Here is a 22795-nt window from a genome sequence, read left to right as displayed (position 1 = left end):
ATCCTGATATCCGTTAAAGCCTACTTTAAGATACGAAAAAAGGAGCAGAAAACTGTTGTTTTCCACTCCTTTTTTTAGCCCATTCTAAAAGGGGACTTTTTCAGTGCCCTCCACGAATGCTAAGGCCTTTTCTATAGAGAAGCTAAAATTACTTCTTGATATAAGATACTTCTTTAACGGCTTTCACCACTTTAGCGATGCTAGGAAGTGAAGCTTCTACCAACGTTGGTGCATAGCCCAAAGGTACATCTGCAGATGTAACACGGATAATAGGTGCATCTAAGTAATCAAATGCATTCTTTTGCACATTGAAAGTGATTTCTGAAGAGATGGAAGCCAATGGCCAAGCCTCTTCTACGATCACCAAACGGTTGGTTTTCTTAACAGACTCAATGATCGCTGCATAATCGATAGGACGTACGGAACGTAAGTCGATCAATTCTACGCTGATACCTTCTTTTTTCAATTCTTCCACTGCAGGAATAACCACACGAGGAATCATCTTACCAAAAGATACAATCGTTACATCCGTACCTTCTTGGATGGTATTCGCTTTACCAATCTCTAAGTAATACTCTTCTTCAGGAACTTCTCCTTTATCACCATACATCACCTCAGACTCCATGAAGATCACTGGATCTGGATCGATGATAGATGATTTTAAAAGTCCTTTAGCATCGTATGGGTTTGATGGAACAACCACTTTTAATCCTGGGGTATTTGCATACCAGTTTTCAAAGTTTTGGGAGTGTTGAGCACCTAGTTGTCCCGCATTACCGGTTGGGCCTCTGAAAACGATCGGACAAGAGAATTGTCCACCGCTCATCTGGTGAAGCTTTGCTGCGGCATTGATCACCTGGTCAATAGCAACCAAGGAAAAGTTGAATGTCATGAACTCAATGATTGGTTTTAGACCATTCATGGCTGCACCAACACCAATACCAGCAAAACCAAGCTCTGCAATAGGCGTGTCAATTATACGTTTAGCGCCAAATTCGTCAAGCATACCCTGACTTACTTTGTAAGCACCATTATATTCAGCGACTTCCTCGCCCATTAAAAAGATTGTTTCGTCTTTGCGCATTTCTTCGTTCATCGCTTCACGAAGTGCTTCTCTGAATTGTATTTCTCTCATCAGTATACCGATAATGTCGTTTGTTTAGATTAGGCAAAAATACTATTATTTCTTGAATTTCCGTAGCGGCATTGTACTATTTTCGATGCAAACGTAGAAAACCCTGCAGCCAACTGTTGAGTTCGTGAAGGGCCTTGGGGATGTCCCAGTGGGATACATTGCGTTCTTCCACCAAATTGGAGATAGCGCGGACCTGTATGGCAGGGCAGTTCTGCTCCTCAGCAACATAGAAAAAAGCAGCGCCTTCCATGCTCTCCAAACAATCAAGGGGTAAGGTTTTTCTGAGCTGTTCAATGCTGGAATTCCGACCATGCACCCTGTTAACAGTTATAGCAGTTGATTTCTTCAACAAATCAATGTGTTGACCTAATGAAATACCTGGCAGCCGCTCCTGATAGATCGATTTGCCAAATCCCAGTTCTTCGATTGGCATAAAGCCATCTTTGGTTTCGGCACCCAGATCAAAGATGCGGTCGGACACAATCCGTTTTACACTTCCCATTTCATCCGCAGGATTGAAGGTGCCGGCTATGCCCACATTCACCAAAAGATCGTACTTGTTGTTGGCCAGGTGCTTACCCATCGCATAGGCCGTAGCGACCATGCCAACCCCGGTAACCAAATAATCCGTATCGAATTCTTGAAAGCTGGAAATGGAATCTGCAATTTCAAGCTCTGTGGCAGCAACTAACAGTATCTTCATATATTATCTGAAAGTACTAAATTACGTTTATTTGCCTTATCTTTGTATTATGATTTATATTACACGACGCGAACGCTTTAACGCCGCCCATAAATTGTACCGTGAAGACTGGTCTCCAGAGGAAAACGAGCGCGTATTTGGCAACTGTTCCAATCCCAATTGGCACGGCCATAATTACGATTTGTTTGTGACTGTGAAGGGACATATCAACCCGGAAACAGGCTTCCTGATTGACCTGAAACGCATGAAAGATATCATCATCAGAGAGATCATCGATAAATTGGACCATAAGAACGTTAACCTGGATGTGGATTTCATGAAAGACAAGATGGCTTCCACCGAAGTGATCGCTGTGGAGATCTTCAACATCCTTAAGCCGTTTTTTGAGCAAGAGAAGGTGTTTTTACATGCTGTACGTCTGCATGAAACGGAAAACAACTATGTCGAATATTTCGGCGAATAATCCCCAAATTAAATTACTAAATGAGCAAATTTCAACAATTTGAAGATGCCGAGCAAGATGGCTATCTTAAAATAGATCAGTACAACGAGAAAAATGTTGAACGAATTGCCGCACATTATGTGGATATATTAGAGGCTATCGGCGAAAATCCTAAGCGTGAAGGTCTGGAGAAAACGCCGGAGCGTGTTGCCAAGGCCTTACAGTTTCTTACCCATGGCTATGATGTGGATCCTGCAGAAGTATTGCGTGGAGCCATGTTCCAAGAGGAATATAGCCAGATGGTCGTGGTGAAGGATATCGAAGTGTATTCCATGTGTGAGCACCATATGTTGCCATTCTTTGGAAAGGCCCATATCGCCTATATCCCTAACGGACATATTGTGGGTCTGAGCAAGATCCCGCGCGTGGTGGATATATTCGCGAGAAGATTACAGGTTCAGGAGCGTTTGACCAACGAAATCCGCGACTGTATTCAAGAAACCCTAAATCCTGCAGGGGTAGCGGTTGTGATCGAATGTAAGCACATGTGTATGGCGATGCGTGGGGTACAAAAGCAAAACTCCGTAACCACAACTTCAGCTTTTACCGGTGCTTTCCAAAACGATGTAACCCGTTCTGAATTCATCCGATTAATCACGGCTTCTTTAGATTAAAATTTAAGAAAGAATTAATAAAGATTTAACCTACCATATGGTAGGTTTTTTTATGCTCTTTTCACTTTTTCCACAATTAGTATAAAAATAAAAAATCCCGTTTTAAGGCAAATTTGGACATCCTTTGTTACTTATCAAGATTTTGATAATGAGGGTGTTAATAAAAATTGCTTGGATTGGTAAGGCCCTAATTCCTATCTTTGCCCGGTATGTTTGAAGAATCTGAACGCTTAGAAGCCTATTTGGAAGATACTACGGACGGTGAAAATTCGTTGTTGAAAAGGGTCAATCGAGAGACCTACTTGAGAGAAACCATGCCCCATATGTTATCGGGACATTATCAAGGAAGAGTCCTTTCTATGTTGAGCAAATTGGTTCAACCGAGCTTAGCTTTAGAGATCGGCACCTTTACAGGATACGCCACCTTATGTCTAGCAGAGGGTTTGGCCGAAGGAGGAAAACTTCATACCATTGATATCAATGAGGAACAACAGGAGCGTGTTCAAGGTTATTTTGATGAATCGCCCTCTACGGACCAGATTGTATATCATATAGGAGATGCAGCCGATGAGATCGCGAAGATCGAAGGTATATTTGATTTAGTATTTATAGACGCAGATAAGAAGCGGAATCTATACTATTTCAATGAACTGATTGACCGGGTAAGACCGGGAGGATTATTATTAATTGACAATGTCTTATGGAAAGGCAAGGTTTTTGATGATAAGCCGGACAATCAAACAAAACAAATAATTGAATTAAATCAAACACTGGCAAGTAACGATAGGGTAGAGAAGTTGATATTGCCAATCAGAGATGGGCTTTTTGTGCTACGCAAGAAGTAGTGTTAAACTAAAACAGGTTTTATGCTAAATTATTGTAGAAAGATTTTTGTGGTATGTATACTTACTACATTGACATCTATGAGCGTATTTGCTCAAGACTACACAACAAAATCGTATATCGCTAAGCACAGCCCGGCTGCGCAGAAGCTTATGCGTGAAACAGGGGTACCAGCTTCTGTTATCTTGGCGGTTGCCATCCATGAAAGTGCATATGGCAATAGCCGTATCGCACGTTATCTCAACAATCATTTTGGAATCAAAGGGAAGAACAACAGCACGAAGATCCGTTCCGCTTATAAGGGATATGATTCGGCGAGCGAATCCTACCGTGATTTCGTAGGATTGTTGCAGCGTAGAAAGGCGACCCAACCATTGTTCAAGAAGCATGATTCGAAGGATTATCAATCTTGGGTAAAAGGGATTGCACGTTCTGGGTATTCGGAAACGAGTGATTGGTCGAGGAAGGTGATTTCCACGATCGACCGTTACGATCTGGAGAAGTACGACGAGAAAACAAACCTTAATTAATTTCTTTTAGATGAAGAAGGTATGGCTGGCCAGTTTACTATTGGCCTTATTTTTTGTTTCATGTGGAACGAAGCGGGGATCGGTGGTGAAAAGTCCGCAAGGCAAATCGCAAGGCACCATAACCTCCTCCACAGGTAGGACAGGTACGACTTCGGGCAACCGAGGAACCTCTGTCTCTGGCTTATCCTATATCGAAAAATACAAAGGCATTGCTATCGAAGAGATGAACAAATATGGCATCCCGGCGAGTATCAAACTTGCCCAAGCCATCTTGGAATCCGGAAATGGAAACAGCGACCTCGCTACTCGTGCGAACAATCACTTCGGAATCAAATGCGGAGGAACCTGGAGCGGAAAATCAGTTACCAAATCGGATGATAATCCCAACGATTGCTTTCGGGTCTATGACAATCCTGAGCAATCCTTCAGAGACCATTCCCAATTCTTATTGAGAAAACGCTATGAGAAACTTTTCCAACTGAGTAAGAACGACTATAAAGGTTGGGCGAGGGGATTGAAGGATGCTGGCTATGCTACGAATCCGAGGTATCCACAGCTTTTGATCGATCTGATCGAACGGTACAACCTGCAGCAATATGATATCCCGGAACGCAAAACGGAAGTTGTGGCCAGGGCCGAAAAGGTAGACCAGATCATTGAAAAGAAGGCTGAAGTAGAGCCACCTATTCCCGTAGAGGAAATCAAGAAGCCGGTTGCCATGAAGATCTATGAAGTAAAAGCTTCGGACACACTAACCGCTATCGCGACTAAAAACAACCTTACAGTTGCTGCATTAAAGGAAATGAACGGGCTTACGGGCGATGCCGTGTCGGTCGGGCAATTGTTGGTCGTATCAAAATAGTTACAAGAGCTATTAAAAGATGTTAAATATTAGCATCCTATTCATCTATCATGTAGTTTTATAGGAGTGAAACCGCTATTACTTTTTCTTTTATTCGGACTTTTTATTATTCCGCACTCAGGCTTTGCACAGCGAAGGTTGGAAGGTATTGTGTATGATGCCTTCAATAAGCAACGCGTTGGAGAGGTCTTGATCCGGAACGTGAATACCAATCAGAAATCCTACAACGATTCCAGGGGAGAGTTTGATATCCTGGTCAGCCCGGGAGATCAGCTGATCATTCGGAAGACCGGTTATATTTCAGATACCATCGAAATCAAGGAACAACCTGCCTTGATCATCTATTTAAAGGAAGCTGTCAAACAAATTCAGGAGATTCGTGTTGTAGGGCGTAGGAATCCGGATGATGTGCTGGATGAGATGAAGCGCGATTATAAAAAAGCCTTTGATCTGGCAGCACCTCGGGAAGCGCTTTCCGTTGGTCCATCAGGGGCAGGTCTGAGCATAGACTATCTCTATAGCAAGATCAGTAAGGAGGCCAAGAACGCCCGAAGATTTACCACACATATCGGTCAACTGCATGAGCAGAACGTTGTAGAATACATTTTTACGCCCGATTTTGTGCACAATCTGATTGGATTGGAAGGGGAGGATTTGCAGGTGTTCATGAAAATCTTTAAACCATCCTATGAGCAAATATCAACGATGAGCAAGGAAGAGTTGGGTATACATGTAAAAAAAATGTACGAAGTCTATAAACTACACCCAAATTTACGACCTTTGCGAGAATTGCCAGATATAAAAATGGATGTCAAAAAAGAAAATTAATATGAGAATAAAATTTTACCTATTACCTGTTTTCATTTTTGTTTTAGGGGTTACCCAGATGCATGCTCAAGATCTAAAGGAGCTGCGTGTAAAACCAGATTCTAGCATCAGCGAACAAGAAAAACAAAAAGCCCTGAATATTAAGAATATCAATGTTCCCATTCCTAAGTTAGACCTGAAAGTAAACTATTGGAAACACTGGACCAAACTGGGATTGAACTTCAACCAGGCACAGTTCAGCGAATCCTGGCAATTAGGGGGATTGAACTCCTGGGCATTAATGGGTCTATTCTGGCACAAATCAGAATTCAATAGAAACAACTTCAACTTTACCACCGAGGTGGACATGAAATACGGTAAGCTGAAAAACGAAGACCAGATGCCAAGACCGAACAATGATAGGTTGTTCTGGGATAATAAGCTTTCCTACAAATTATCGAAGAGCTGGGCGATCTATACCTCGATCACGGTGGAAACGCAGTTTGACAACGCTTATAACTACGGTAGAGATAAAGAAACAGGCAAGGACACCATTACAAGTGTTAAATCCTCTTTCATGTCGCCGGGTTATTTCACGGAGTCTGTCGGTTTGGAGTATAAGCCAAACAAGGAATTCTCCCTACGTTTTGGTACAGGTACAGCCCGTCAGACCTTGATCTTGGATCAGCGTATCAGACCACGTTCAGGACAGGGCTACTACGACCGATATGGCGAATACCTAAACCCATCCAATCCTGATAAAGGAACGGGTCCTCGTTATGGTGTAGAAGAAGATAAGAACTTTAAAAATGAACTGGCATTCCAGCTAACAGCAAATTTGGATAAGAACATCGCCAAGAACATTAATCTGAAAGCACGTTATAACCTTTTTGCAGATTACCTGGACCTGAATGATCCATCACATCGTTTGGATATGACCTTCAGCTCAAGGATTACCTCCTTGATCAATGTTTCCTTAGGCGGTACCATGATCTATGATAACAATATGATCGGCAAAGTGCAGTGGAGTGAATCGTTGGCCTTGGGAATCCTATTAAATTTACCTAAATAAGATAGATGCTAAAAAATACAGGACGATTGGTTGTTGCGGTGTGTGGGGTGATCTTTTTGATCGGTTGTTCAACCGCAAAAAAGACAAAGGTTTTACAGCAACCAACAACTTCTGTCATTACCCCCTCCAAGATAGTTGAGAGTACCGTGGTGAACGTGGATACCTTGTTGGAAGAAACAAAGGTAGATTCACAGCGCCAAATGGTTCAAGTGGTTGCACCATTGACCCCAGAAGAGATTGCCTGGAATATGTTCCGTGCGGGGATCAATAAACAAACGGATTTTGCAGCAGCCATGCATTACGATGTGCGGAAGCCGCATTTTGTCATGATCCACCATACCTCCCAAACCAGTATGGCACAGACCATACGTACTTTTCAGGTGCCACATAGCAAGGTGAGCAGCCATTACGTGATCGGTAGGGACGGTCGTGTGGTTCAGATGCTGAACGATTACCTGCGAGGCTGGCATGCCGGTCGTGGATCCTGGGGGAATATTACCGATATGAACTCCGTATCCATCGGTATCGAGCTGGACAACAATGGGAATGAACCCTTTCCAGAAGCCCAGATCAAGTCGCTCATGGTTTTATTAGATACCTTAAAGACGAAATATACCATTCCTCAAAAGAACTTTATCGGACACAGTGATTTTGCACCGGGCAGAAAGGATGATCCAAGTGCTTTCTTCCCTTGGGAAAGATTGGCCCAACGTGGATTCGGCATCTGGTACAATCCGAATGCCTTAATGCCTGCTCCGGCCAATTTTAATCCTATGGATGCACTCAAGCTGATGGGCTATGATATGACCAGGCCAGAATCGGTCATTCGGGTATTCAAGCAGAAATATATCAAGAATGATCGGACACTTGTCCTCACGGAATACGATAAGATGGTCCTCTACGACCTCTATCGAAAATACTATTAAGCGATTTCTTTTCTTGGGAAAGCAGATTGTAGAAGTAAACCGATGATGATGACCAAGGCACAGCCGATCAGGTTGAGCCAGAGAAAAGCAACGATATCTAGCTTCCAGATCCCGATGATGATGGCCTCGGTAATAACCGCCGACCAGAATACCGCTTTACCCCCAATCTGTTTAACATAGAAAGCTACTAGGAAGATCCCTAGGATAGTGCCGTAGAAAAGGGAGCCCAGGATGTTCACAGCTTCCAGCAAATTTCCCAGCCTATTGGCGTATAGGGCGATAATCACCGTGAAAATACCCCAACATAGGGTGCTGATGCGGGATGCGCGCAGGTAAAGGGCATCATCTCCATCCTTGCGGACAAAGCGTTTATAGATATCAATGACCGTGGTGGAGGAAAGGGAATTGATCGCACTTGCGGTGGCTCCCATGGAAGCCAGGAATATAATCGCAATCAATAGCCCAATTAAGCCTTTAGGGAACACATCGATCACGAACTTAAGGAAGATATAGTTGTTGTCGTTCGTGTCTGCATTCTCGTCGTTTTTCTTGATAAGGGATACGACATCCGCCTTCAGTTCTTTTTCTTTTTCGCCGAATGCAGATAGTTTATCTCGGCTGGAGGCAATAATATCCTGGTTATCGCTCGATAAAGCATCTGTCAATTGGTTGACGACCAAGGTTTTTTCTTGGCTGAGCTGCTGGTGCTCCTGTATGATCTGCCGATATTCCCCGGCATATTGGCTCTGCTCCAATTTCAGGGTTTCCTTCTCGTTGAAGAAAAGGGGCGGTGTATGGTACTGATAATAGGCAAATACCAATATCCCGATCAATAGAATACAGAATTGCATGGGCACTTTCAAAAGCCCGTTCATCAACAATCCCATCCTGCTTTCCTTTACGGAAGCACCGGTGAGGTAGCGGCCGACCTGGCTTTGATCCGTTCCGAAATAGGAAAGCTGCAGGAAGAATCCACCGATCAATCCCGTCCAAACGGTATATTGGTTGTCGAGGTCAAATTTAAAATCTATGGCATTAGCCTTTCCGGATTTACCCGCAATATGCAAGGCTTCTTTAAAACCAATGTTCTGGGGCAATAGATGCACTACCAGAACACCCGCCAATAACAGGCCGGCGAATATAATCCCCATCTGCAGCAATTGGGTATAGGATACTGCCTTGGTTCCACCATAAACCGTATAGATGATGACAAGTGCTCCAATCCCTAAGGTCGTCAGGGTGAGGTCGACGTGTAGTACACTGGATAGGATGATGGAAGGCGCGAAGATGGTAATTCCGGTAGAGATCCCCCGTTGTATCAGGAACAAAAAAGCCGTTAGCACCCTTGTTTTCACATCGAACCGCTTCTCGAGGAATTCGTAGGCCGTATAGACCTTCAGTTTATGAAAAATGGGGATGAACGTGACACAGAGGACGATCATGGCCAGTGGAAGTCCGAAATAGAACTGCACGAAGCTCATGCCCGATGTATAGGCTAGGCCAGGAGCGGAAAGAAAGGTGATGGCGCTGGCTTGTGTTGCCATGACCGATAACCCTACGGTATACCAGGGTAAGGAGCGGTCACTAAGGATATAGCCGTCAATGCTTTTGACGTTTTTGCTCTTATAGATCCCATAGGCGACGATCAAGAGCAAGGTAAGGATGAGTACTATCCAATCGATACTACTCATCCGAAGTATCTAGTAAAGAAATACATCAATACAATGCATACGATTAACCAGAGCACAATTAACCAATAGAATTGCCTCCAGCTACGTACAAATGGAGGAAGTCCATTATCTGTCATGCGGTTTATTCGGCAACAAGGCAGTAATGAAGATGATGGCAAAAACCAATGCCGCAACCGTTCCACCGATCACACCTAAAAAGGTACCTGTAGCAATCCATGCTGTTAAACCACCTAAGATTAGAGCGGTTAACAAGATAATTCCTTTTACATTAATTTCTTTTGAGTTGTCGATTTGATTTTCCATTATATTATTCTATTATTTTTCTTCTTTAGTCAACAAATTTACAAATAATCTAGTAGCTCCGGGCACTCCAGCGGGCAATTGTCTGAAAAATGCCAAAGAAGTATATACAAATTTCCCTTTTCCATAATTGGCGATCAACAAGGACCCCTTGTTGGGGCTTTCGTTCTTGTCGGAAAAAGTGAGCGGAGTACGGTATTTCGCATCAATTTGATCCGCAAAGTATAAGCCTCTTTCCTGTACCCAGCCATCAAAATCAGCGATTGTAATTTTGTTGGGATAATTTAGCACCGGGTCGTTTTTATCGTTGAAGACCACCTTGGCATCTTCTTCTGTTACCCGGCTTCGGTTGATCTGGAAGGGGTAAGGTCCAAGCTGCGTTATTCCCATTTTGGAATTGACATTGTACTGCACCAAGGCTACACCACCTTCTTCCACATATTTCAACAGCTCCGGCATCCAACGTTGGATATGCTTGCTAACGTTATACACCCGTACGCCAACCACAACGGCATCGTAGTTTTTAAGGCTGGAAGACGTAATAAGCTGCTCCGTTAATTGATCCACCTGAATCCCGATATTCTCCAGGGAGGAAGGGATAAGGTCGCCTGCACCGGCAATAAACGCTACTTTTTTGATCGGATTGACCAGATCCAGTTTCTTAACCTGAAGGGTCAATGCCGGAAACCAAGTGATGCTTGGGATGTGGGGGTAGTTAATGTTTTTATAGCCGCTCAATGTTTCGCCATTGAACTGCAGATTTACCGTGCTATTGGCGGTATTTTTAGGGTTTTTGATGCTGATCTGTCCAGACCAGCTTTGTCCTGCCGGAATTTCCACCGCTATCTTATTCGGGTGGATCTCTAGCCCATTGCTCTGGGTAAAGGTCAGGTTGCCCTTTTCGGTTTTTGGACCATGGTTCATCACCGTGATTCCAATGGTTTTCTCTTCGTTTTCCTGGATCAGGAGGTTATTGCTGGTAAATGCTGCGGTAAACTTCGGACTGATGCTGATGGGCTGAAGGATCTCGCCATCTACTGGATCTACATACCTGTATTTGATCGGTTTCTTAACCGGTATATCGACACCCGCCACCTGGAACACAAGCTCCACACTAATGGGGTCCAAGTTCTCCGGTTTTCCAAAATTACGTTCCTCCACCTCAAATTTCCCTAGGGAATGAGGTTTTATCAACCAATAGGGTTGGGAGCTTTGGCCGGCGGTTATTTGACCATCTACGGTTACCGGTTTATTGTAGGTAAGTAGCTTGTTTGCCGGTTTTCCATTGATGCTTTTCAAACTGGCGTTGGCCTCTTCCGATCTGGAAATGATATCCAGACTAAATGGTACTGCCTCAGCAATGACAGCACCTGGTTTGTTGCTGGTGGCTTCCACATACATACCGGCACAAGCCAGCAGCAGGCCTTCCACTTCTTTTATTTTTTGGGATTTCCAAAAGGAGTTTTTCAGTTTTTGGATATCCTGGTGAAGCTTTGCCAAGGCTGGGATACTCTTGCCGGGATGGTTCGGGTCGAAGCTGTTTTGCAGGCTTTTAATTTCCTGTTCGATCGGTTGGGTAAGCTCTGGTTCATTTAATCGGCTCCAATCGGTTTTTATTCCCTCGAACAGGTCGCTTTGCGCTTTATCACCCGCTACATGATCAAAATATTCGATAACATCTCCACGTTGGGTGGCTGCGCCAAATCCCTGGCTTTTATGCTGGGATCTGCTGAGCGCTGATATTTCGCCATAGGAATATCCGATAAGGGGATTGTAGGCGCCTATATTGACTTTTAATTGATCTTCGGAAGTGTTGTTCATGCCCCCAAAATTGGCGGTGTTCCAAACGAGGCGTTTGGCCTGCCAAGGTTTTAGGGTTTTCAGTTGTTCTGGAAATCGTTTGGGGTCAGCAGCTGCGAGGAAAGCTTCATGGGCAAACATGGCTGAAGCCTGGTGATGGCCATGTCCGCCACGGCTGTCGGGCGGAAAGCGGTTAATGATCACATCCGGTTGCAATTGGCGGATGAGGTACACCGCTTCGCGCAGGGTTTCTTCCTTTTTCCAAAAGGAAAAGGTTTCCTCATGAGTCTTACTGAAACCGAAATCGTAGGCAGAAGTAAAATATTGTTCCCCTTTATCGATGCTGCGGGCAGCAAGTAGTTCCTGTGTTCTGATCAATCCCAGGTCGATTCCCTGCTCGGTACCCAATAGATTCTGTCCGCCATCACCACGGGTAAGGGAAAGGTAGGCGGTTTTGAACTTCTTTTCGTTGGCCAGCCAAGCGATCAATCTGGTGTTTTCATCATCCGGATGGGCCGCAAAATACAGCACCGAACCGAGACTGTTCAATTTATCGATCTGCAGTTTGATCTGCGCAGAAGATAGGGCTTGCTGAGCCTGAAGGGTTGGGATTTGAAGGACTAGGAATATAAGTAGACTAAGGATTCGTAGGATCATAGCCTAAAAATAAGGAAGTTTGCCTTAAAAATAAAAGGAATCAAATTAATTTGATTCCTTTTACCAACAATTAAAAATCTTTTGACGTTAAACCCCGTGATCCAATCATGGGTTCAATTGGCAGGATGATGCGCTAATTTGGTCTAACCTTTAATGAATATAAAAGTAAGATAAATAGAATGGAATATGGGGGCATGATAAAAAAAACTTTTCCACAAAAACCGAGTTATACACAGGTTTTTGTGGAAAAGAAAATATAATTTACTGCAAGAAGGGCAGGTAAATTTCTGATTTATTTGTCGATGGAGCCTAAAACACGCTTCATAAAGGTGTTCAGGGCATCTTTTTGTGGTGTTCCATCTTGGATAAGTTTGTTTACCTCGATGGCACCGTACATATTTGAAATCAATTCACCGATGACGTCAAGTTCTTCATCTTTCAGTTGCGAAACTTCGGTCAGGGATTCCAATGTTTCAATGGTTTCCAATACGAAATCGGCATCATTTTCTTTGATGAACTCAACGAGGTGTTTAATTACTGGTAACTTCATTTAATAATTCTGTTAATCCTTCGATTTTATTTGTTTGAACCTGGTTTACCAATTTACCGTTTTTGAAAGCGGCAAATGTAGGCAGGTTATTTACGTTCGCTAATTTTCTTGACTCTGGAAACTTTTCTGCATCCACGATAACGAATTCTACATTTTCGTTCTCTGTAGAAAGTTTCTTGAATTTTGGTTTCATGATACGGCAATTGCCACACCAAGAAGCTGAAAATTGTACCATCACAACATCATTGCTGTTGACTACTTCTTGTAGATTGTCTGCGCTTAATTCTTGTAACATGATAGATTGATTTATAGATGTATTTATAAAAAGAAAGAGGAGGTTTTGGCCTCCTCTTTTTTAAAGGGGGGTCTTAGTTTTGTGCTAAGTAAGAAGCAACGCCTTCGCGTGTAGCGTTCATAGCGTCTTTACCTTCTTCCCAGTTTGCCGGACAAACTTCACCGTGTTTTTGAACATGGGTGTAAGCGTCTACCAAACGGATGTATTCTTTAACGTTACGGCCTAGAGGCATATCGTTTACCGACTCATGGAATACTTTACCAGTTTCGTCGATCAAGTAAGTTGCGCGGTAAGATACAGCTGATCCTTCCACCAAAGTACCGTACTCTGGGTGCTCAACTTCTTTCATTTCTAAAATTCCCAATACACTGGAAAGGTTACGGTTGGTATCTGCAATGATAGGGTATTCCACACCTTCGATACCGCCGTTATCTTTTGCTGTGTTTAACCAAGCAAAGTGTACTTCTGCCGAGTCACATGATGCACCGATAACGATGGTGTTCCTTTTTTCGAATTCAGCAACTGCTTCTTGGAAAGCATGTAATTCTGTAGGACATACAAAAGTAAAGTCTTTTGGATACCAGAATAACAAGATCTTTTTGTTTTCTTGCTGAGCTTTTTCGAATAAGTTCAACGTGAAGTTGTCGCCTAAATAATCGATCGCATCTACTGTAATGTTCGGGAAATTTTTACCTGTAAAACTCATAATATTTTCTTTTCTTTTTCTTGGTACAAAGGTAAGGTTTTTTAAGCCTGAAAAGTATTGATATTGTTTATTGAGTATCATTTTTGTCTATATGTGATGGGGATTATTTATAGATGTGATTTATATTATTATCCAATTATCTCTGCGTCATTGCGAGGAACGAAGCAATCTTCCAAACCACTGTTCATTGCTCGGTTTGTCTATGCCCGCTGTGTCATTGCGAGGAACGAAGCAATCTACTATCCAACCGTAATTGCTAAAAATAAAAACGTACATTTCAGTATGTAAAAAGCATGTTTTCAAGTTGAAATCGTGCTTAAAACATACTTAAACCAAGAAAAAAGCATGCTAAACTAACCATTACATACATTTTGCATACTTTCACCTTGCTTTCACTATGGTTTCAGAGCGAAGAAACTCCTCGCCTCATGCAATTTCCACAAGGTCTATAACCGGCCTCCAAAGCTTCCTCTTCATCCTTAAAAAACACCCTATTCTCTCGTTTCATTCTCTTCCCAGAACCGCAGCCTAATTTTCCATAGATCTTTAATTTTCTATTCCCACCGAACAGGATTTCCTTTCTACGGATCATCCCATGCAGTTCTTGCGGACTTATATTGACATGCTCAATCATCTTTATAAATCTTTATAAACTAAATCAACTCAACGCATCATGAAAAATAATTCCCAGAGTATATCTTTCCCCAGATTTCACCTCACTGACCCCATGCTTCATATTAATCCGATAATAACCCTTAGTACCTTTCTCTGGCCTAAAATTCGTGGTAAACAATAATGCATCTCCTTTTTTTGGACGTAGGACTGTCGCTTTGGACTGTGCTCTTGGAATTTGTTGGGTGAGCACAAATTCTCCTCCCGTATAATCCTCATCTGCCTCATTCAAAAAGAGTACCATCTGGATCGGGAAATAAACATCACCATAAAGATCTTGGTGCAGGGTATTAAATCCTCCTTTTCCATATTTTAGGATTAATGGTGTTGCTTTTAATTGTTCATTATCATGGCATTCTTTTAGAAATTCGGAATGGCTGTTGGGGTATTGCCTATTTATTTTCAAGACCTGAAACCAAAGGTTGGCAATGACAGCCAAATGCGGGTAAATGGCTGTTCTTACTTCTTGGATAGTGTTTGGTAGGGGATAGTTGAAGTATTTGTACTCACCCAATCCGAAGCGATATCTTGCCATGTTGACGGTCTTTCTGTATAGGGATGGGTTATCGTAATTTTGGATGAGCTCTTCGCAGTTTTGGGAATTGAGAAGGCTTGGGATAAGGGCAAAGCCCTGTTGATTCATGGATTCTTTGATGGAGTTCCAATCAAGTTGTGTGATTTTTTCTGGTATGTTGGGGTTTTTCATCATTTTGGTAGTGGGGCTATACGTTACTATAAATTTCCAAAATTGAGGACAAAGAAAAAATCCAGATGTTGCTAAGTTTTTTGGTGGTAAAATATTAGATTTGCAGCGCGGCCTCGTAGTTCAACGGATAGAATAGATGTTTCCTAAACATTTGATAGCAGTTCGATTCTGCTCGAGGCTACAGAAAAAGAGCATCATTTGATGCTCTTTTCATTTTTTTTATAAAGTTTATTATTGATAAACATCTATCAAAAGTCCCAATTATCTGTTCGAAATGGAGAAACAGGTAAACCAGTTGAAGAAAATAAATTTGGCATTGAAGTATTACTGAACCCAAACCTTACAGCAATAGGTAAAGGTACATCTTTTGAAAAAACCAGTAATTCATTGTTTTCAATTTTAAAATTAGCTGGTTTAAAGACATGATCGTTTCCTGCAATATATAACCCAATTATTTCTTTATCTTTTACTTGCAGCTTTCCTTCAGCGTGATAAAATCGAATTCTTATTTTATCATCTTCAACGATATAGTCTTTATAAATGGGTGATTGATAATCCTTTTTTCGGATACCGTAATCATTTACGAATGCTAAATCGGCAAGTCGTAAGGCTACAGCTCTTTTCTTTTGTGGGTGAATATCTTTTATATTATCTACCAAATCAGTAGTTACGACCATACCTGTTTTTGAAATGCTCATTGCTGTTTTGGCTTGTTGCTCTCTGAGTAATGCCGCATTTGGTTTTTCGTATTTATAAGAATGTGGTGCAATTTGAACAAAATAGAATGGGAATTCTTTATTCCAAGCCTTTCTCCAGGAACTTATTAAGGTTTGCATTAAATGATCATAACCCCAATAAGAGGTTGTATTATCTTCTCCTTGATACCACAAAGCTCCTGCAATATTATAGCCCGCGAAAGGGTGAATCATACTATTCCATAGAACACCGGGTTGGTATGGTTTTCTTGGTGCAATTTTTTGCAATTTTGAATTTTTAAATAACTCAGGATCATTTAATATATCTTCTTTAGGAACCCAATATTCTGCCGCCGATCCTCCCCAGCTTGCATTTATTATCCCTATTGGAATATCTAAATTTTTATTTAAGTTTTCAGCAAAGAAATAACCTATTGCTGAGAAAGCTTCTGCACTTTTTGGATCGCATTCTGTCCATTTATCATATATATCATTTTGTGGGTTTTGTGCAGCAATATTACTTATTTGTAAAAAGCGGATATTTTTATTAGAAATGCTAGGTAATGCTTCTTTCATTTCTTTAACATTATTAAGGGCTGACCATTGCATGTTAGACTGACCAGAGCACAGCCATACCTCACCAACCATAACATTTTCTAAGGTTATTTCTTGATCTTGAGATTGAAACAAGATTTTATATGGCCCCCCCGCTTTAGGGGTTAAAATAGATGTTTTCCATTCAGCATCTCCAGAAGTTATAGTTTTTATAGTATCTTTTGACCAAGAGGCTAAAATTTTTACCTCTTGCCCAGCTCTTGCCCAACCCCAAAAATTAACATTTTCCTGCTGCTGTAAAACCATGTTATTTGAAAAAAAAGATGGAAGACGTAATTTCTGTGCCTGAACTTTATAAATCCCTATAAAAAATATAAGCGTAAAAAAAATAGTCTTATTCATGAATTTTGTTTAAGGTGAATTAGTCTTTTTTATCTGAACCCAAGTTAATGATAATGAAACCAATAACAGAATAACAGCAATTATTTGATATATAATGGAAAGGCTAATATTCGCATCTTTTAAAGCACCTCCTAAGTACACCATGACGCCCCCCACAATCGTGCTCAAGAAATTCAGGAAACCATAAGCTGTTGCAATATATCGTTCATTAACCACTTGTCTAAGTAATGGCATTAAATTAGCATCGTTAAAACCTCTGGCAAGGCCGTATATCAACATCGCAACTATGGCCACAGCAAACATTTGAGTAGATGCCATAATGAAAAGAAACGGTGCCCCTATACAAAAGCCAATAATCATTACATTCACTCTTCCTTTCGGATTTTTTTGTGCCCAGCGATCTGCTACAATGCCACCCAATATTACTCCTACAAAAGAACCAACTTGCATATACCCTGTTGCGGAAATTCCTGCAGTTCCCAGATCTAAATGAAACTGTTCTTTAAGAAACGTAGGGAGCCATCCTGCGACAAACCAGTTGGCCATTCCTAATACAGCAAAATAAAATAGGATTAGGTAAAATGAAGGAAGTTTGAATAAGGATATTAAAATCTCTTTCACCGAATACTTTTCGGAAATTTCATCTTTTTCTAATTGAAAATTTAATTCACTTGGATTGATTGTGTTTTGATTTACTTCCTTTTTGTCACGAATAAAATATATTAAAACAAAAGAATAAACGATTCCAAATAAACCAAATACATGGAAACCATATCGCCATCCCCAATATTCCGCAATAAATCCGCCCAAGCCCCCCAGAGCTAGTCCAGTATATAACCCACACATATGTAAACCTGTAGCTAAGGAGCGTGTTTTTCCAGAATGATAATCGGTGATTAAAGCTAATGCTGCAGGTATGTAACAGGCCTCACTTATACCCATGAGCAGGCGTGTAATTAAAATTTCCTCAAAAGAATTAGTATAGCCAGTCCATAAAGTAACTGCTGACCAAATTAAAACAGATAAAACGATGACTTTTTTCCGAGAATATTTGTCAGCTAGGAAGCCGCCGAAGGGACTTACGATTCCATATGACCATAGAAAAACTGAAGTTAATAGTCCGAATTGAGAATCATTCAAATTAAAATCTGACACGATTGGATCCCGCATAGAAGTGATTAGAATCCTATCAAAATAATTTAAAAATGCCACCACCCAAAGTAGGCCTACCAATAACCAGCTGTATCCTTTAGAAGCTGTATTTATCATGATTATTTTGTTATATGACCAACCAAAACTTTTGGACTTCTGATTCCAGGTCGAATCTCTCCTGTCGGAATAATAAGGCTTCCTCGCCAATAGGTAGTGCCAGTCGTAACTGGAACCCAGACTTTATCTAAAGTTTCCATCTTTACTATTGATTTATTATTCCACTCTTTTCCATCATATATGAAAATTCTATTCGAAAACCCTGGATGATCATGATTTGGAGTAGTTTTTGCCAAGCGTCCATCATCTCCACCAATTACAAATAGATTTTTGCTAAAGGCATCATAAAATGCAGGTCCAGCTGCCGCGGCAAAAGATGTTGGAAGATTAGTTTTTTGAATCCACTCTCCATCATCATTAAGTTCATATACATCTTTTAAGTAATTTCGAACGCCATTTATTAAGGAAACACCGGACATGATTAATAACTTTCCATTGAAATTTGCAGCTACTGCAAGCATCCTACCTTCTGCTGGCAATTTGGTACAGATTTCCCATCCATTATGAGGGTTTTGAAGATCTAACCTCCAACAGTTATTTTCAGCTTCTTTAGAATTTGGTGACTTTAAACCTCCAAGGATATACCAAAAATTGTTAATTCTTACAGAAGCACAATTTGCAATAGGGCTGGGTAATTTAGCTATGGATTGATAGGCTATTGAATTTTTAGTTTTATCCCAAAATATTTCATATACAGAATCCAAATGCTGGTTTTCATCACTTCCTCCAGCGATGTACATTTTATTATTATAAGAAACCGTAGCGCCATATCCCATGACTCGGGGAAGTTTAGTTGATTCTGACCAATTGCCCGCTTTTTCTTTTAACACGAACAATTTATCTGTCCAAACTTTTTCACCTCCTTCCCATGGAGCTTTTCCATCTGGGAAATTTGCTCCACCAGCAACAATCAAAAAATCATTTACAACGCCGACATATACCCCTGCATAGCCAATTGCATCAGGAATTGGCTTTAGGTAAACCCATTCCCATTTTAATTTTGTTTCCTGTCCTAAAACAGCGGTTGGAATCAACATAAGAATCAAGATTTTAAGTGCATTAAACAGCATAGCATTTTTTAACAAGAGGCTACAATATCTAAAAATTCTGAATATTCAAGTTCTTTGTAAAGATTTGAAATATTTTCTTGGGAAAGATTAGCTAATGGTAGTCGTGAATTTCCTAAAAATACGCCTGTTTTTTCCATAATAGCTCTTTGGGTGGGAATTGGACCATATTTAACCAATAAGCGAATCATTTCAACAGCTTTAAAATGAAGTTTTTCTGCTTCTTCGTGTTTACCTTCATGAAAGAGTTGAACAACCTTATTGTATAATTTAGCAGCATAGTTATAAGTGCTTCCAATAGCTCCTTTTGCTCCAACAGCTAAAGCGGGCAATAACAATTCATCATAGCCGAACAAGATGTCATATTTTCTATTTTTATAATTCAAGCATGCTTGATATTCGTGAATAGTGGAAGCTGTATATTTGATTCCAGCAAGGGTAGGTATTTGTGCCTCTGCAAGAGTTAGGAATTCAATTAGATCTAATTGAATGCCAGTAACTGCTGGGATATGATAGTAAAAGAATGGAGTTTTAGGAGCAGCAGAAGCAATATTGGCCATGCAGTCCACTAGATTTTGAGCCGAGCTAGGTTTAAAGTAAAACGCAGAAACGGAAGAAATATAATCTGCACCATTTAATTCCGCATGCGTGGCCAATTTTCTAGCTTCTTCAATTGAACTATGGCCAACATGGACTAAAACTAATATTCTACCAGCGACACATTCTAGATACCGTTCAGTTATTTGCATTCGTTCTTCAGTGCTCAAACTTGGACCTTCTCCATTTGTTCCACAAATGAATACACCCACGACCTTTTGGTTGATTAACATATCAACATAGCTTGGAATACTCTCTAAATCAATAGAGCCGTCTGCTTTAAAGGCAGCAAAGGTTGCTGCAATCAGTCCATTTATTTTATTCATTTTCTATAATTTTTACAATAATTCTTTAAGAGAAACTTGTTGGAAAACAAGGTCGGCCTGACTACTTTCGTATAAAATTCCAATTGTGTTCTTGTCAATAGAAGTAATACATGAATATCCCCTTCCTTTTCCTTCATCCAGTAATGTTTTTGAAATCCATGTATTGCCGTTGTCTTTGCTGATTTTCAATGAAATATTAACCCTTTCATATTTTGAGTTTGGATTACAGAAAACAAGAAGAGTTTTTTCATTTCCAGATTCAGAATAATGATGTTTATGGATACTTGCCATACAGGTTGGTTCAATTAATGCATGGTGAGATGTAGGATGTTCAATCCAAGTTTTTCCCATGTCGTTTGTTGTAGCAACAGCTCTTCCGTTTTTTTCTCCCTTTTCTGTGCTATTTAGGTTTGATCGCATATTTAACATGATTCGTCCATCATCAAGTTCAACTGCCATACATTCTGTTGTGGATCTTGGCAAAGCCGGATTAGAAGTTAACCAGGTTTTCCCTCCATCTTTACTATAAGTAATATTTGAAAATGCTTTTCCAGAATTGTCTCTACCTTGGGTAGGCATTACTAAGGTGCCATTTTTCATGGTAAGGCCATGTCCGGGGGCAGGAGCCCATAGCCACCAATCCTCTTTTTTGCACATTTCTGTTAGATTAATAGGTTTTGACCAGGTTTTACCGTTATCTTGACTCCTAACCATAAGAAATTGAGAAGTTTCCTTTATGCCGAATCCAGGCTGAGAACCCTTGGTTTTCCATTGATGATTCCAAATTTCTTTTCCATCTTTTATTCCAGGGTACCAAGTTCCGGTTTCATCAATTACGCCGTGCATCCATAATCCGGCAACGAAAATTTCTCCATTGTTTTCGTTTATAATAATATTTGGATCAGATACGCCATTCCATTTTTGCCCCAAGCCTCCAAATTCACCCATATCTATAGCTACTTCAAAGGGTAACCATGAATGCCCACCATCTAGACTTCTTGATACACCAATATCCATATGGCCTTGTAAGTCCCTTCCTGATTCGTATCTTGCATCATAAACAGAAACTAAAGAACCATCTTTTGCAGTAATAATTCCAGGAATCCGACTGGTATGTACTCTATCTTGTTTGTGTCTTCGAACTGCAACAGCATATCTATGAGAACTTGATTTTAGATCTTGAAATTTTATTTTTTTACCGTTTAACTTTAATGCATCATAGGATATATCAAGGGGCGTAAGCAGATTTTTCACAGGAGGTACCTGTACACTCAACCAAAAATAGTTTGCGCCCTTTTTAATATTTGTGACTGCCATTAAGTTAGTTTTTGCTTTTTGGAACACTTGTGATTGAAGTTTCTCAAATTTTTCTTTGTTTCCATCTTTTAATAAAGTAGTGTCGGTATTTGATTGCCATAACTCAATTTGTTTTACAATTTGGTTATTGAATTTATCAATGGTGATTGGCAATTCGATTTTTTGATTGTATAAAGCAATGTCGCTGTGAATAACATATCTTTTTATGACATTAATGGATTGGTCTGCCAAGATTGGCAACTGGTAAGTTTTTATGTCAACACGTAAATTTTGTGCTATGGCAATGTTATTTAGAAAAAATAATATTAAGCTGATTTTTAATGTATTTAGTCTTATCATCCTTTAAGCTTAGGTTTTTTTGATTAGTTATTTAGTACTTATGTACTACAAATAAAAATAATAAAAAAATATAAGACATCCATAGGATATCCTATATTTTTTTTATTTATTTAAATATTCATAATGAGGTCTTAGGTGTTCTCGCATTGCTAAAACAAAATCTTCCTTACTGCCTGTTTTCAAAATATTAACCAAATCTGCATGGGTAACATTTGATTTAATGCTTCTATTCTCGTTCTTTAAAACGTAATCGAAGACAGGTAAGAGCATAATCTGGAACCTTTTTAAGGTGTCATTTCCTGTGATTTCATAGAGTTTTCCATGGAAAGCTATTTCACTATTCACTCGAAATACATCATTATCCCCTGATTTTTCTTTTTTGATTATACCTTCTAATTCTTTTATATCCTTATCAGTCTTCCTAAGAAATAATAAATCTGCCAATCCAGACTCTAAAACCAAACGGAGTTCAAAGAGGTTTTTTAAAGTTGATGTATCCATGAATTGTGGGTTAAGTACCCGTTCAAATGAACCTAAAATATCTGGGCTAGTTAAAACCATTCCTCTTTTCTTTTTAGACTCGATTAATCCTAACATTCTTAATCTGCTCAATCCTTCCCTTAATACATTTCTACTAACTCCTAATGCCTCAGATAAATCCATTTCAGTTGGTAAAACATCCCCTGTTTTCAGTCCCTTTTTATCTAAATATTCGCGCAATTGAATTTCAACTAAATCCGCCCGTGTATTGACCTCAATGGGTTTTAGGTCATTCATCAAATCCTTTGTTGGCATGTAAATGGTATTAAATTACTTTTATGTTCTACAAAATAACATAAAAGTTATGATTAAAAGTT

The 22795-nt window shown here is 40.2% G+C and carries 24 protein-coding genes and 1 tRNA gene; 9 read left to right on the top strand and 16 right to left on the bottom strand.

What is annotated here, in order from left to right; translation table 11 throughout:
* Positions 1-148 precede the first annotated feature (148 nt).
* Together VJ786_RS11420 and mqnB are read right to left on the bottom strand one after the other, a co-directional pair.
* The gene (locus tag VJ786_RS11420) at positions 149-1135 is read right to left on the bottom strand and encodes a pyruvate dehydrogenase complex E1 component subunit beta (RefSeq protein ID WP_099365711.1); all 987 of its coding nucleotides are present in this window, start codon (positions 1133-1135) and stop codon (positions 149-151) included.
* A gap of 76 nt (positions 1136-1211) precedes the next feature.
* On the bottom strand, positions 1212-1838 hold the full coding sequence (gene mqnB / locus VJ786_RS11415) for a futalosine hydrolase (protein WP_336557740.1): 627 nt from the start codon (positions 1836-1838) through the stop codon (positions 1212-1214).
* A gap of 49 nt (positions 1839-1887) precedes the next feature.
* Between mqnB and VJ786_RS11410 the strand changes: the two genes are divergently transcribed.
* From VJ786_RS11410 to VJ786_RS11375, 8 genes are all read left to right on the top strand, one after another.
* The gene (locus VJ786_RS11410) at positions 1888-2301 is read left to right on the top strand and encodes a 6-pyruvoyl trahydropterin synthase family protein (RefSeq protein ID WP_336557739.1); all 414 of its coding nucleotides are present in this window, start codon (positions 1888-1890) and stop codon (positions 2299-2301) included.
* Between the two features lie 20 nt (positions 2302-2321).
* Entirely contained in the window at positions 2322-2954 is a 633-nt protein-coding gene (folE, locus tag VJ786_RS11405; protein ID WP_099365714.1) for a GTP cyclohydrolase I FolE, read from the top strand.
* A gap of 209 nt (positions 2955-3163) precedes the next feature.
* Entirely contained in the window at positions 3164-3799 is a 636-nt protein-coding gene (locus tag VJ786_RS11400; RefSeq protein WP_336557738.1) for an O-methyltransferase, read from the top strand.
* Between the two features lie 78 nt (positions 3800-3877).
* A complete protein-coding gene (locus VJ786_RS11395; protein ID WP_167554205.1) occupies positions 3878-4327 on the top strand; it encodes a glycoside hydrolase family 73 protein in 450 nt (149 codons plus the stop codon).
* Between the two features lie 10 nt (positions 4328-4337).
* Positions 4338-5189 (top strand): glucosaminidase domain-containing protein, encoded by an 852-nt coding sequence (locus tag VJ786_RS11390; protein WP_336557737.1) that lies wholly within the window; start codon positions 4338-4340, stop codon positions 5187-5189.
* A gap of 66 nt (positions 5190-5255) precedes the next feature.
* Positions 5256-6017: a hypothetical protein gene (locus tag VJ786_RS11385; RefSeq protein WP_336557736.1), complete on the top strand. Its 762-nt coding sequence runs from the start codon at positions 5256-5258 to the stop codon at positions 6015-6017.
* 1 nt (position 6018) lies between these two features.
* Positions 6019-7068 carry a DUF3078 domain-containing protein gene (locus VJ786_RS11380; protein ID WP_245153249.1) on the top strand — a complete coding sequence of 350 codons (1050 nt, stop codon included), beginning with the start codon at positions 6019-6021 and terminating at the stop codon, positions 7066-7068.
* A gap of 5 nt (positions 7069-7073) precedes the next feature.
* On the top strand, positions 7074-7994 hold the full coding sequence (locus VJ786_RS11375) for an N-acetylmuramoyl-L-alanine amidase (RefSeq protein WP_134776020.1): 921 nt from the start codon (positions 7074-7076) through the stop codon (positions 7992-7994).
* Here the strand turns inward: VJ786_RS11375 and VJ786_RS11370 are convergent.
* The 8 genes from VJ786_RS11370 to VJ786_RS11335 form a co-directional block, all read right to left on the bottom strand.
* A complete protein-coding gene (locus tag VJ786_RS11370) occupies positions 7991-9685 on the bottom strand; it encodes a sodium:solute symporter family protein (RefSeq protein ID WP_336557735.1) in 1695 nt (564 codons plus the stop codon). The two genes, VJ786_RS11375 and VJ786_RS11370, sit on opposite strands and share 4 nt — an antisense overlap.
* A gap of 105 nt (positions 9686-9790) precedes the next feature.
* Positions 9791-9988 carry a hypothetical protein gene (locus tag VJ786_RS11365; protein WP_336557734.1) on the bottom strand — a complete coding sequence of 66 codons (198 nt, stop codon included), beginning with the start codon at positions 9986-9988 and terminating at the stop codon, positions 9791-9793.
* 12 nt (positions 9989-10000) lie between these two features.
* Positions 10001-12442 (bottom strand): PIG-L family deacetylase, encoded by a 2442-nt coding sequence (locus tag VJ786_RS11360; protein ID WP_336557733.1) that lies wholly within the window; start codon positions 12440-12442, stop codon positions 10001-10003.
* Between the two features lie 292 nt (positions 12443-12734).
* A complete protein-coding gene (locus VJ786_RS11355; protein WP_099365723.1) occupies positions 12735-12992 on the bottom strand; it encodes a DUF6952 family protein in 258 nt (85 codons plus the stop codon).
* Positions 12973-13287, bottom strand: coding sequence for a thioredoxin family protein (locus tag VJ786_RS11350; RefSeq protein ID WP_099365724.1), 315 nt, complete (start codon positions 13285-13287; stop codon positions 12973-12975). Before VJ786_RS11350 ends, VJ786_RS11355 begins: the two co-directional genes overlap by 20 nt.
* 73 nt (positions 13288-13360) lie before the next feature.
* Positions 13361-13993 carry a peroxiredoxin gene (locus VJ786_RS11345; protein ID WP_134776023.1) on the bottom strand — a complete coding sequence of 211 codons (633 nt, stop codon included), beginning with the start codon at positions 13991-13993 and terminating at the stop codon, positions 13361-13363.
* Positions 13994-14396: 403 nt separating this feature from the next.
* Positions 14397-14627 carry an Ada metal-binding domain-containing protein gene (locus tag VJ786_RS11340; protein WP_134776024.1) on the bottom strand — a complete coding sequence of 77 codons (231 nt, stop codon included), beginning with the start codon at positions 14625-14627 and terminating at the stop codon, positions 14397-14399.
* A 24-nt stretch (positions 14628-14651) separates the two neighbouring features.
* Positions 14652-15374: a 2OG-Fe(II) oxygenase gene (locus VJ786_RS11335; protein ID WP_336557732.1), complete on the bottom strand. Its 723-nt coding sequence runs from the start codon at positions 15372-15374 to the stop codon at positions 14652-14654.
* A gap of 106 nt (positions 15375-15480) precedes the next feature.
* Between VJ786_RS11335 and VJ786_RS11330 the strand changes: the two genes are divergently transcribed.
* Positions 15481-15552 (top strand) — tRNA-Arg (locus VJ786_RS11330).
* 67 nt (positions 15553-15619) lie between these two features.
* Here VJ786_RS11330 and VJ786_RS11325 read toward each other — a convergent pair.
* The 6 genes from VJ786_RS11325 to VJ786_RS11300 form a co-directional block, all read right to left on the bottom strand.
* Complete coding sequence (locus VJ786_RS11325; protein ID WP_336557731.1) at positions 15620-17023, bottom strand: sialate O-acetylesterase; 1404 nt, start codon at positions 17021-17023, stop codon at positions 15620-15622.
* 9 nt (positions 17024-17032) lie between these two features.
* Positions 17033-18292, bottom strand: a complete 1260-nt coding sequence (locus VJ786_RS11320) for an MFS transporter (protein ID WP_336557730.1) — start codon at positions 18290-18292, stop codon at positions 17033-17035.
* A 2-nt stretch (positions 18293-18294) separates the two neighbouring features.
* Positions 18295-19362: a Kelch repeat-containing protein gene (locus tag VJ786_RS11315; RefSeq protein WP_336557729.1), complete on the bottom strand. Its 1068-nt coding sequence runs from the start codon at positions 19360-19362 to the stop codon at positions 18295-18297.
* An 8-nt stretch (positions 19363-19370) separates the two neighbouring features.
* Positions 19371-20282, bottom strand: coding sequence for a dihydrodipicolinate synthase family protein (locus VJ786_RS11310; RefSeq protein WP_099365728.1), 912 nt, complete (start codon positions 20280-20282; stop codon positions 19371-19373).
* Positions 20283-20294: 12 nt separating this feature from the next.
* Positions 20295-21938: an exo-alpha-sialidase gene (locus tag VJ786_RS11305; RefSeq protein WP_336557728.1), complete on the bottom strand. Its 1644-nt coding sequence runs from the start codon at positions 21936-21938 to the stop codon at positions 20295-20297.
* A 102-nt stretch (positions 21939-22040) separates the two neighbouring features.
* Positions 22041-22733, bottom strand: coding sequence for a FadR/GntR family transcriptional regulator (locus VJ786_RS11300; protein WP_134776027.1), 693 nt, complete (start codon positions 22731-22733; stop codon positions 22041-22043).
* Positions 22734-22795 lie beyond the last annotated feature (62 nt).

The organism is Sphingobacterium tenebrionis (assembly GCF_037126265.1).
Classification (GTDB): domain Bacteria; phylum Bacteroidota; class Bacteroidia; order Sphingobacteriales; family Sphingobacteriaceae; genus Sphingobacterium; species Sphingobacterium tenebrionis.
Note: the sequence above shows the minus strand (reverse complement) of the source record. Positions and strands in the feature narration are given on the sequence as shown.

Excerpts from the sequence above, each read along its gene's own strand:
- VJ786_RS11360 (WP_336557733.1), bottom strand. The coding sequence starts at position 12,442 with ATGATCCTACGAATCCTTAGTCTACTTATATTCCTAGTCCTTCAAATC.
- VJ786_RS11390 (WP_336557737.1), top strand. The coding sequence starts at position 4,338 with ATGAAGAAGGTATGGCTGGCCAGTTTACTATTGGCCTTATTTTTTGTT.
- VJ786_RS11380 (WP_245153249.1), top strand. The coding sequence starts at position 6,019 with ATGAGAATAAAATTTTACCTATTACCTGTTTTCATTTTTGTTTTAGGG.
- VJ786_RS11370 (WP_336557735.1), bottom strand. The coding sequence starts at position 9,685 with ATGAGTAGTATCGATTGGATAGTACTCATCCTTACCTTGCTCTTGATC.
- VJ786_RS11375 (WP_134776020.1), top strand. The coding sequence starts at position 7,074 with ATGCTAAAAAATACAGGACGATTGGTTGTTGCGGTGTGTGGGGTGATC.
- VJ786_RS11300 (WP_134776027.1), bottom strand. The coding sequence starts at position 22,733 with ATGCCAACAAAGGATTTGATGAATGACCTAAAACCCATTGAGGTCAAT.
- VJ786_RS11350 (WP_099365724.1), bottom strand. The coding sequence starts at position 13,287 with ATGTTACAAGAATTAAGCGCAGACAATCTACAAGAAGTAGTCAACAGC.
- VJ786_RS11345 (WP_134776023.1), bottom strand. The coding sequence starts at position 13,993 with ATGAGTTTTACAGGTAAAAATTTCCCGAACATTACAGTAGATGCGATC.
- VJ786_RS11365 (WP_336557734.1), bottom strand. The coding sequence starts at position 9,988 with ATGGAAAATCAAATCGACAACTCAAAAGAAATTAATGTAAAAGGAATT.
- VJ786_RS11340 (WP_134776024.1), bottom strand. The coding sequence starts at position 14,627 with ATGATTGAGCATGTCAATATAAGTCCGCAAGAACTGCATGGGATGATC.
- VJ786_RS11320 (WP_336557730.1), bottom strand. The coding sequence starts at position 18,292 with ATGATAAATACAGCTTCTAAAGGATACAGCTGGTTATTGGTAGGCCTA.
- VJ786_RS11355 (WP_099365723.1), bottom strand. The coding sequence starts at position 12,992 with ATGAAGTTACCAGTAATTAAACACCTCGTTGAGTTCATCAAAGAAAAT.
- VJ786_RS11410 (WP_336557739.1), top strand. The coding sequence starts at position 1,888 with ATGATTTATATTACACGACGCGAACGCTTTAACGCCGCCCATAAATTG.
- VJ786_RS11310 (WP_099365728.1), bottom strand. The coding sequence starts at position 20,282 with ATGAATAAAATAAATGGACTGATTGCAGCAACCTTTGCTGCCTTTAAA.
- folE (WP_099365714.1), top strand. The coding sequence starts at position 2,322 with ATGAGCAAATTTCAACAATTTGAAGATGCCGAGCAAGATGGCTATCTT.
- VJ786_RS11305 (WP_336557728.1), bottom strand. The coding sequence starts at position 21,938 with ATGATAAGACTAAATACATTAAAAATCAGCTTAATATTATTTTTTCTA.
- VJ786_RS11325 (WP_336557731.1), bottom strand. The coding sequence starts at position 17,023 with ATGAATAAGACTATTTTTTTTACGCTTATATTTTTTATAGGGATTTAT.
- VJ786_RS11395 (WP_167554205.1), top strand. The coding sequence starts at position 3,878 with ATGAGCGTATTTGCTCAAGACTACACAACAAAATCGTATATCGCTAAG.
- VJ786_RS11400 (WP_336557738.1), top strand. The coding sequence starts at position 3,164 with ATGTTTGAAGAATCTGAACGCTTAGAAGCCTATTTGGAAGATACTACG.
- VJ786_RS11315 (WP_336557729.1), bottom strand. The coding sequence starts at position 19,362 with ATGCTGTTTAATGCACTTAAAATCTTGATTCTTATGTTGATTCCAACC.
- mqnB (WP_336557740.1), bottom strand. The coding sequence starts at position 1,838 with ATGAAGATACTGTTAGTTGCTGCCACAGAGCTTGAAATTGCAGATTCC.
- VJ786_RS11335 (WP_336557732.1), bottom strand. The coding sequence starts at position 15,374 with ATGATGAAAAACCCCAACATACCAGAAAAAATCACACAACTTGATTGG.
- VJ786_RS11420 (WP_099365711.1), bottom strand. The coding sequence starts at position 1,135 with ATGAGAGAAATACAATTCAGAGAAGCACTTCGTGAAGCGATGAACGAA.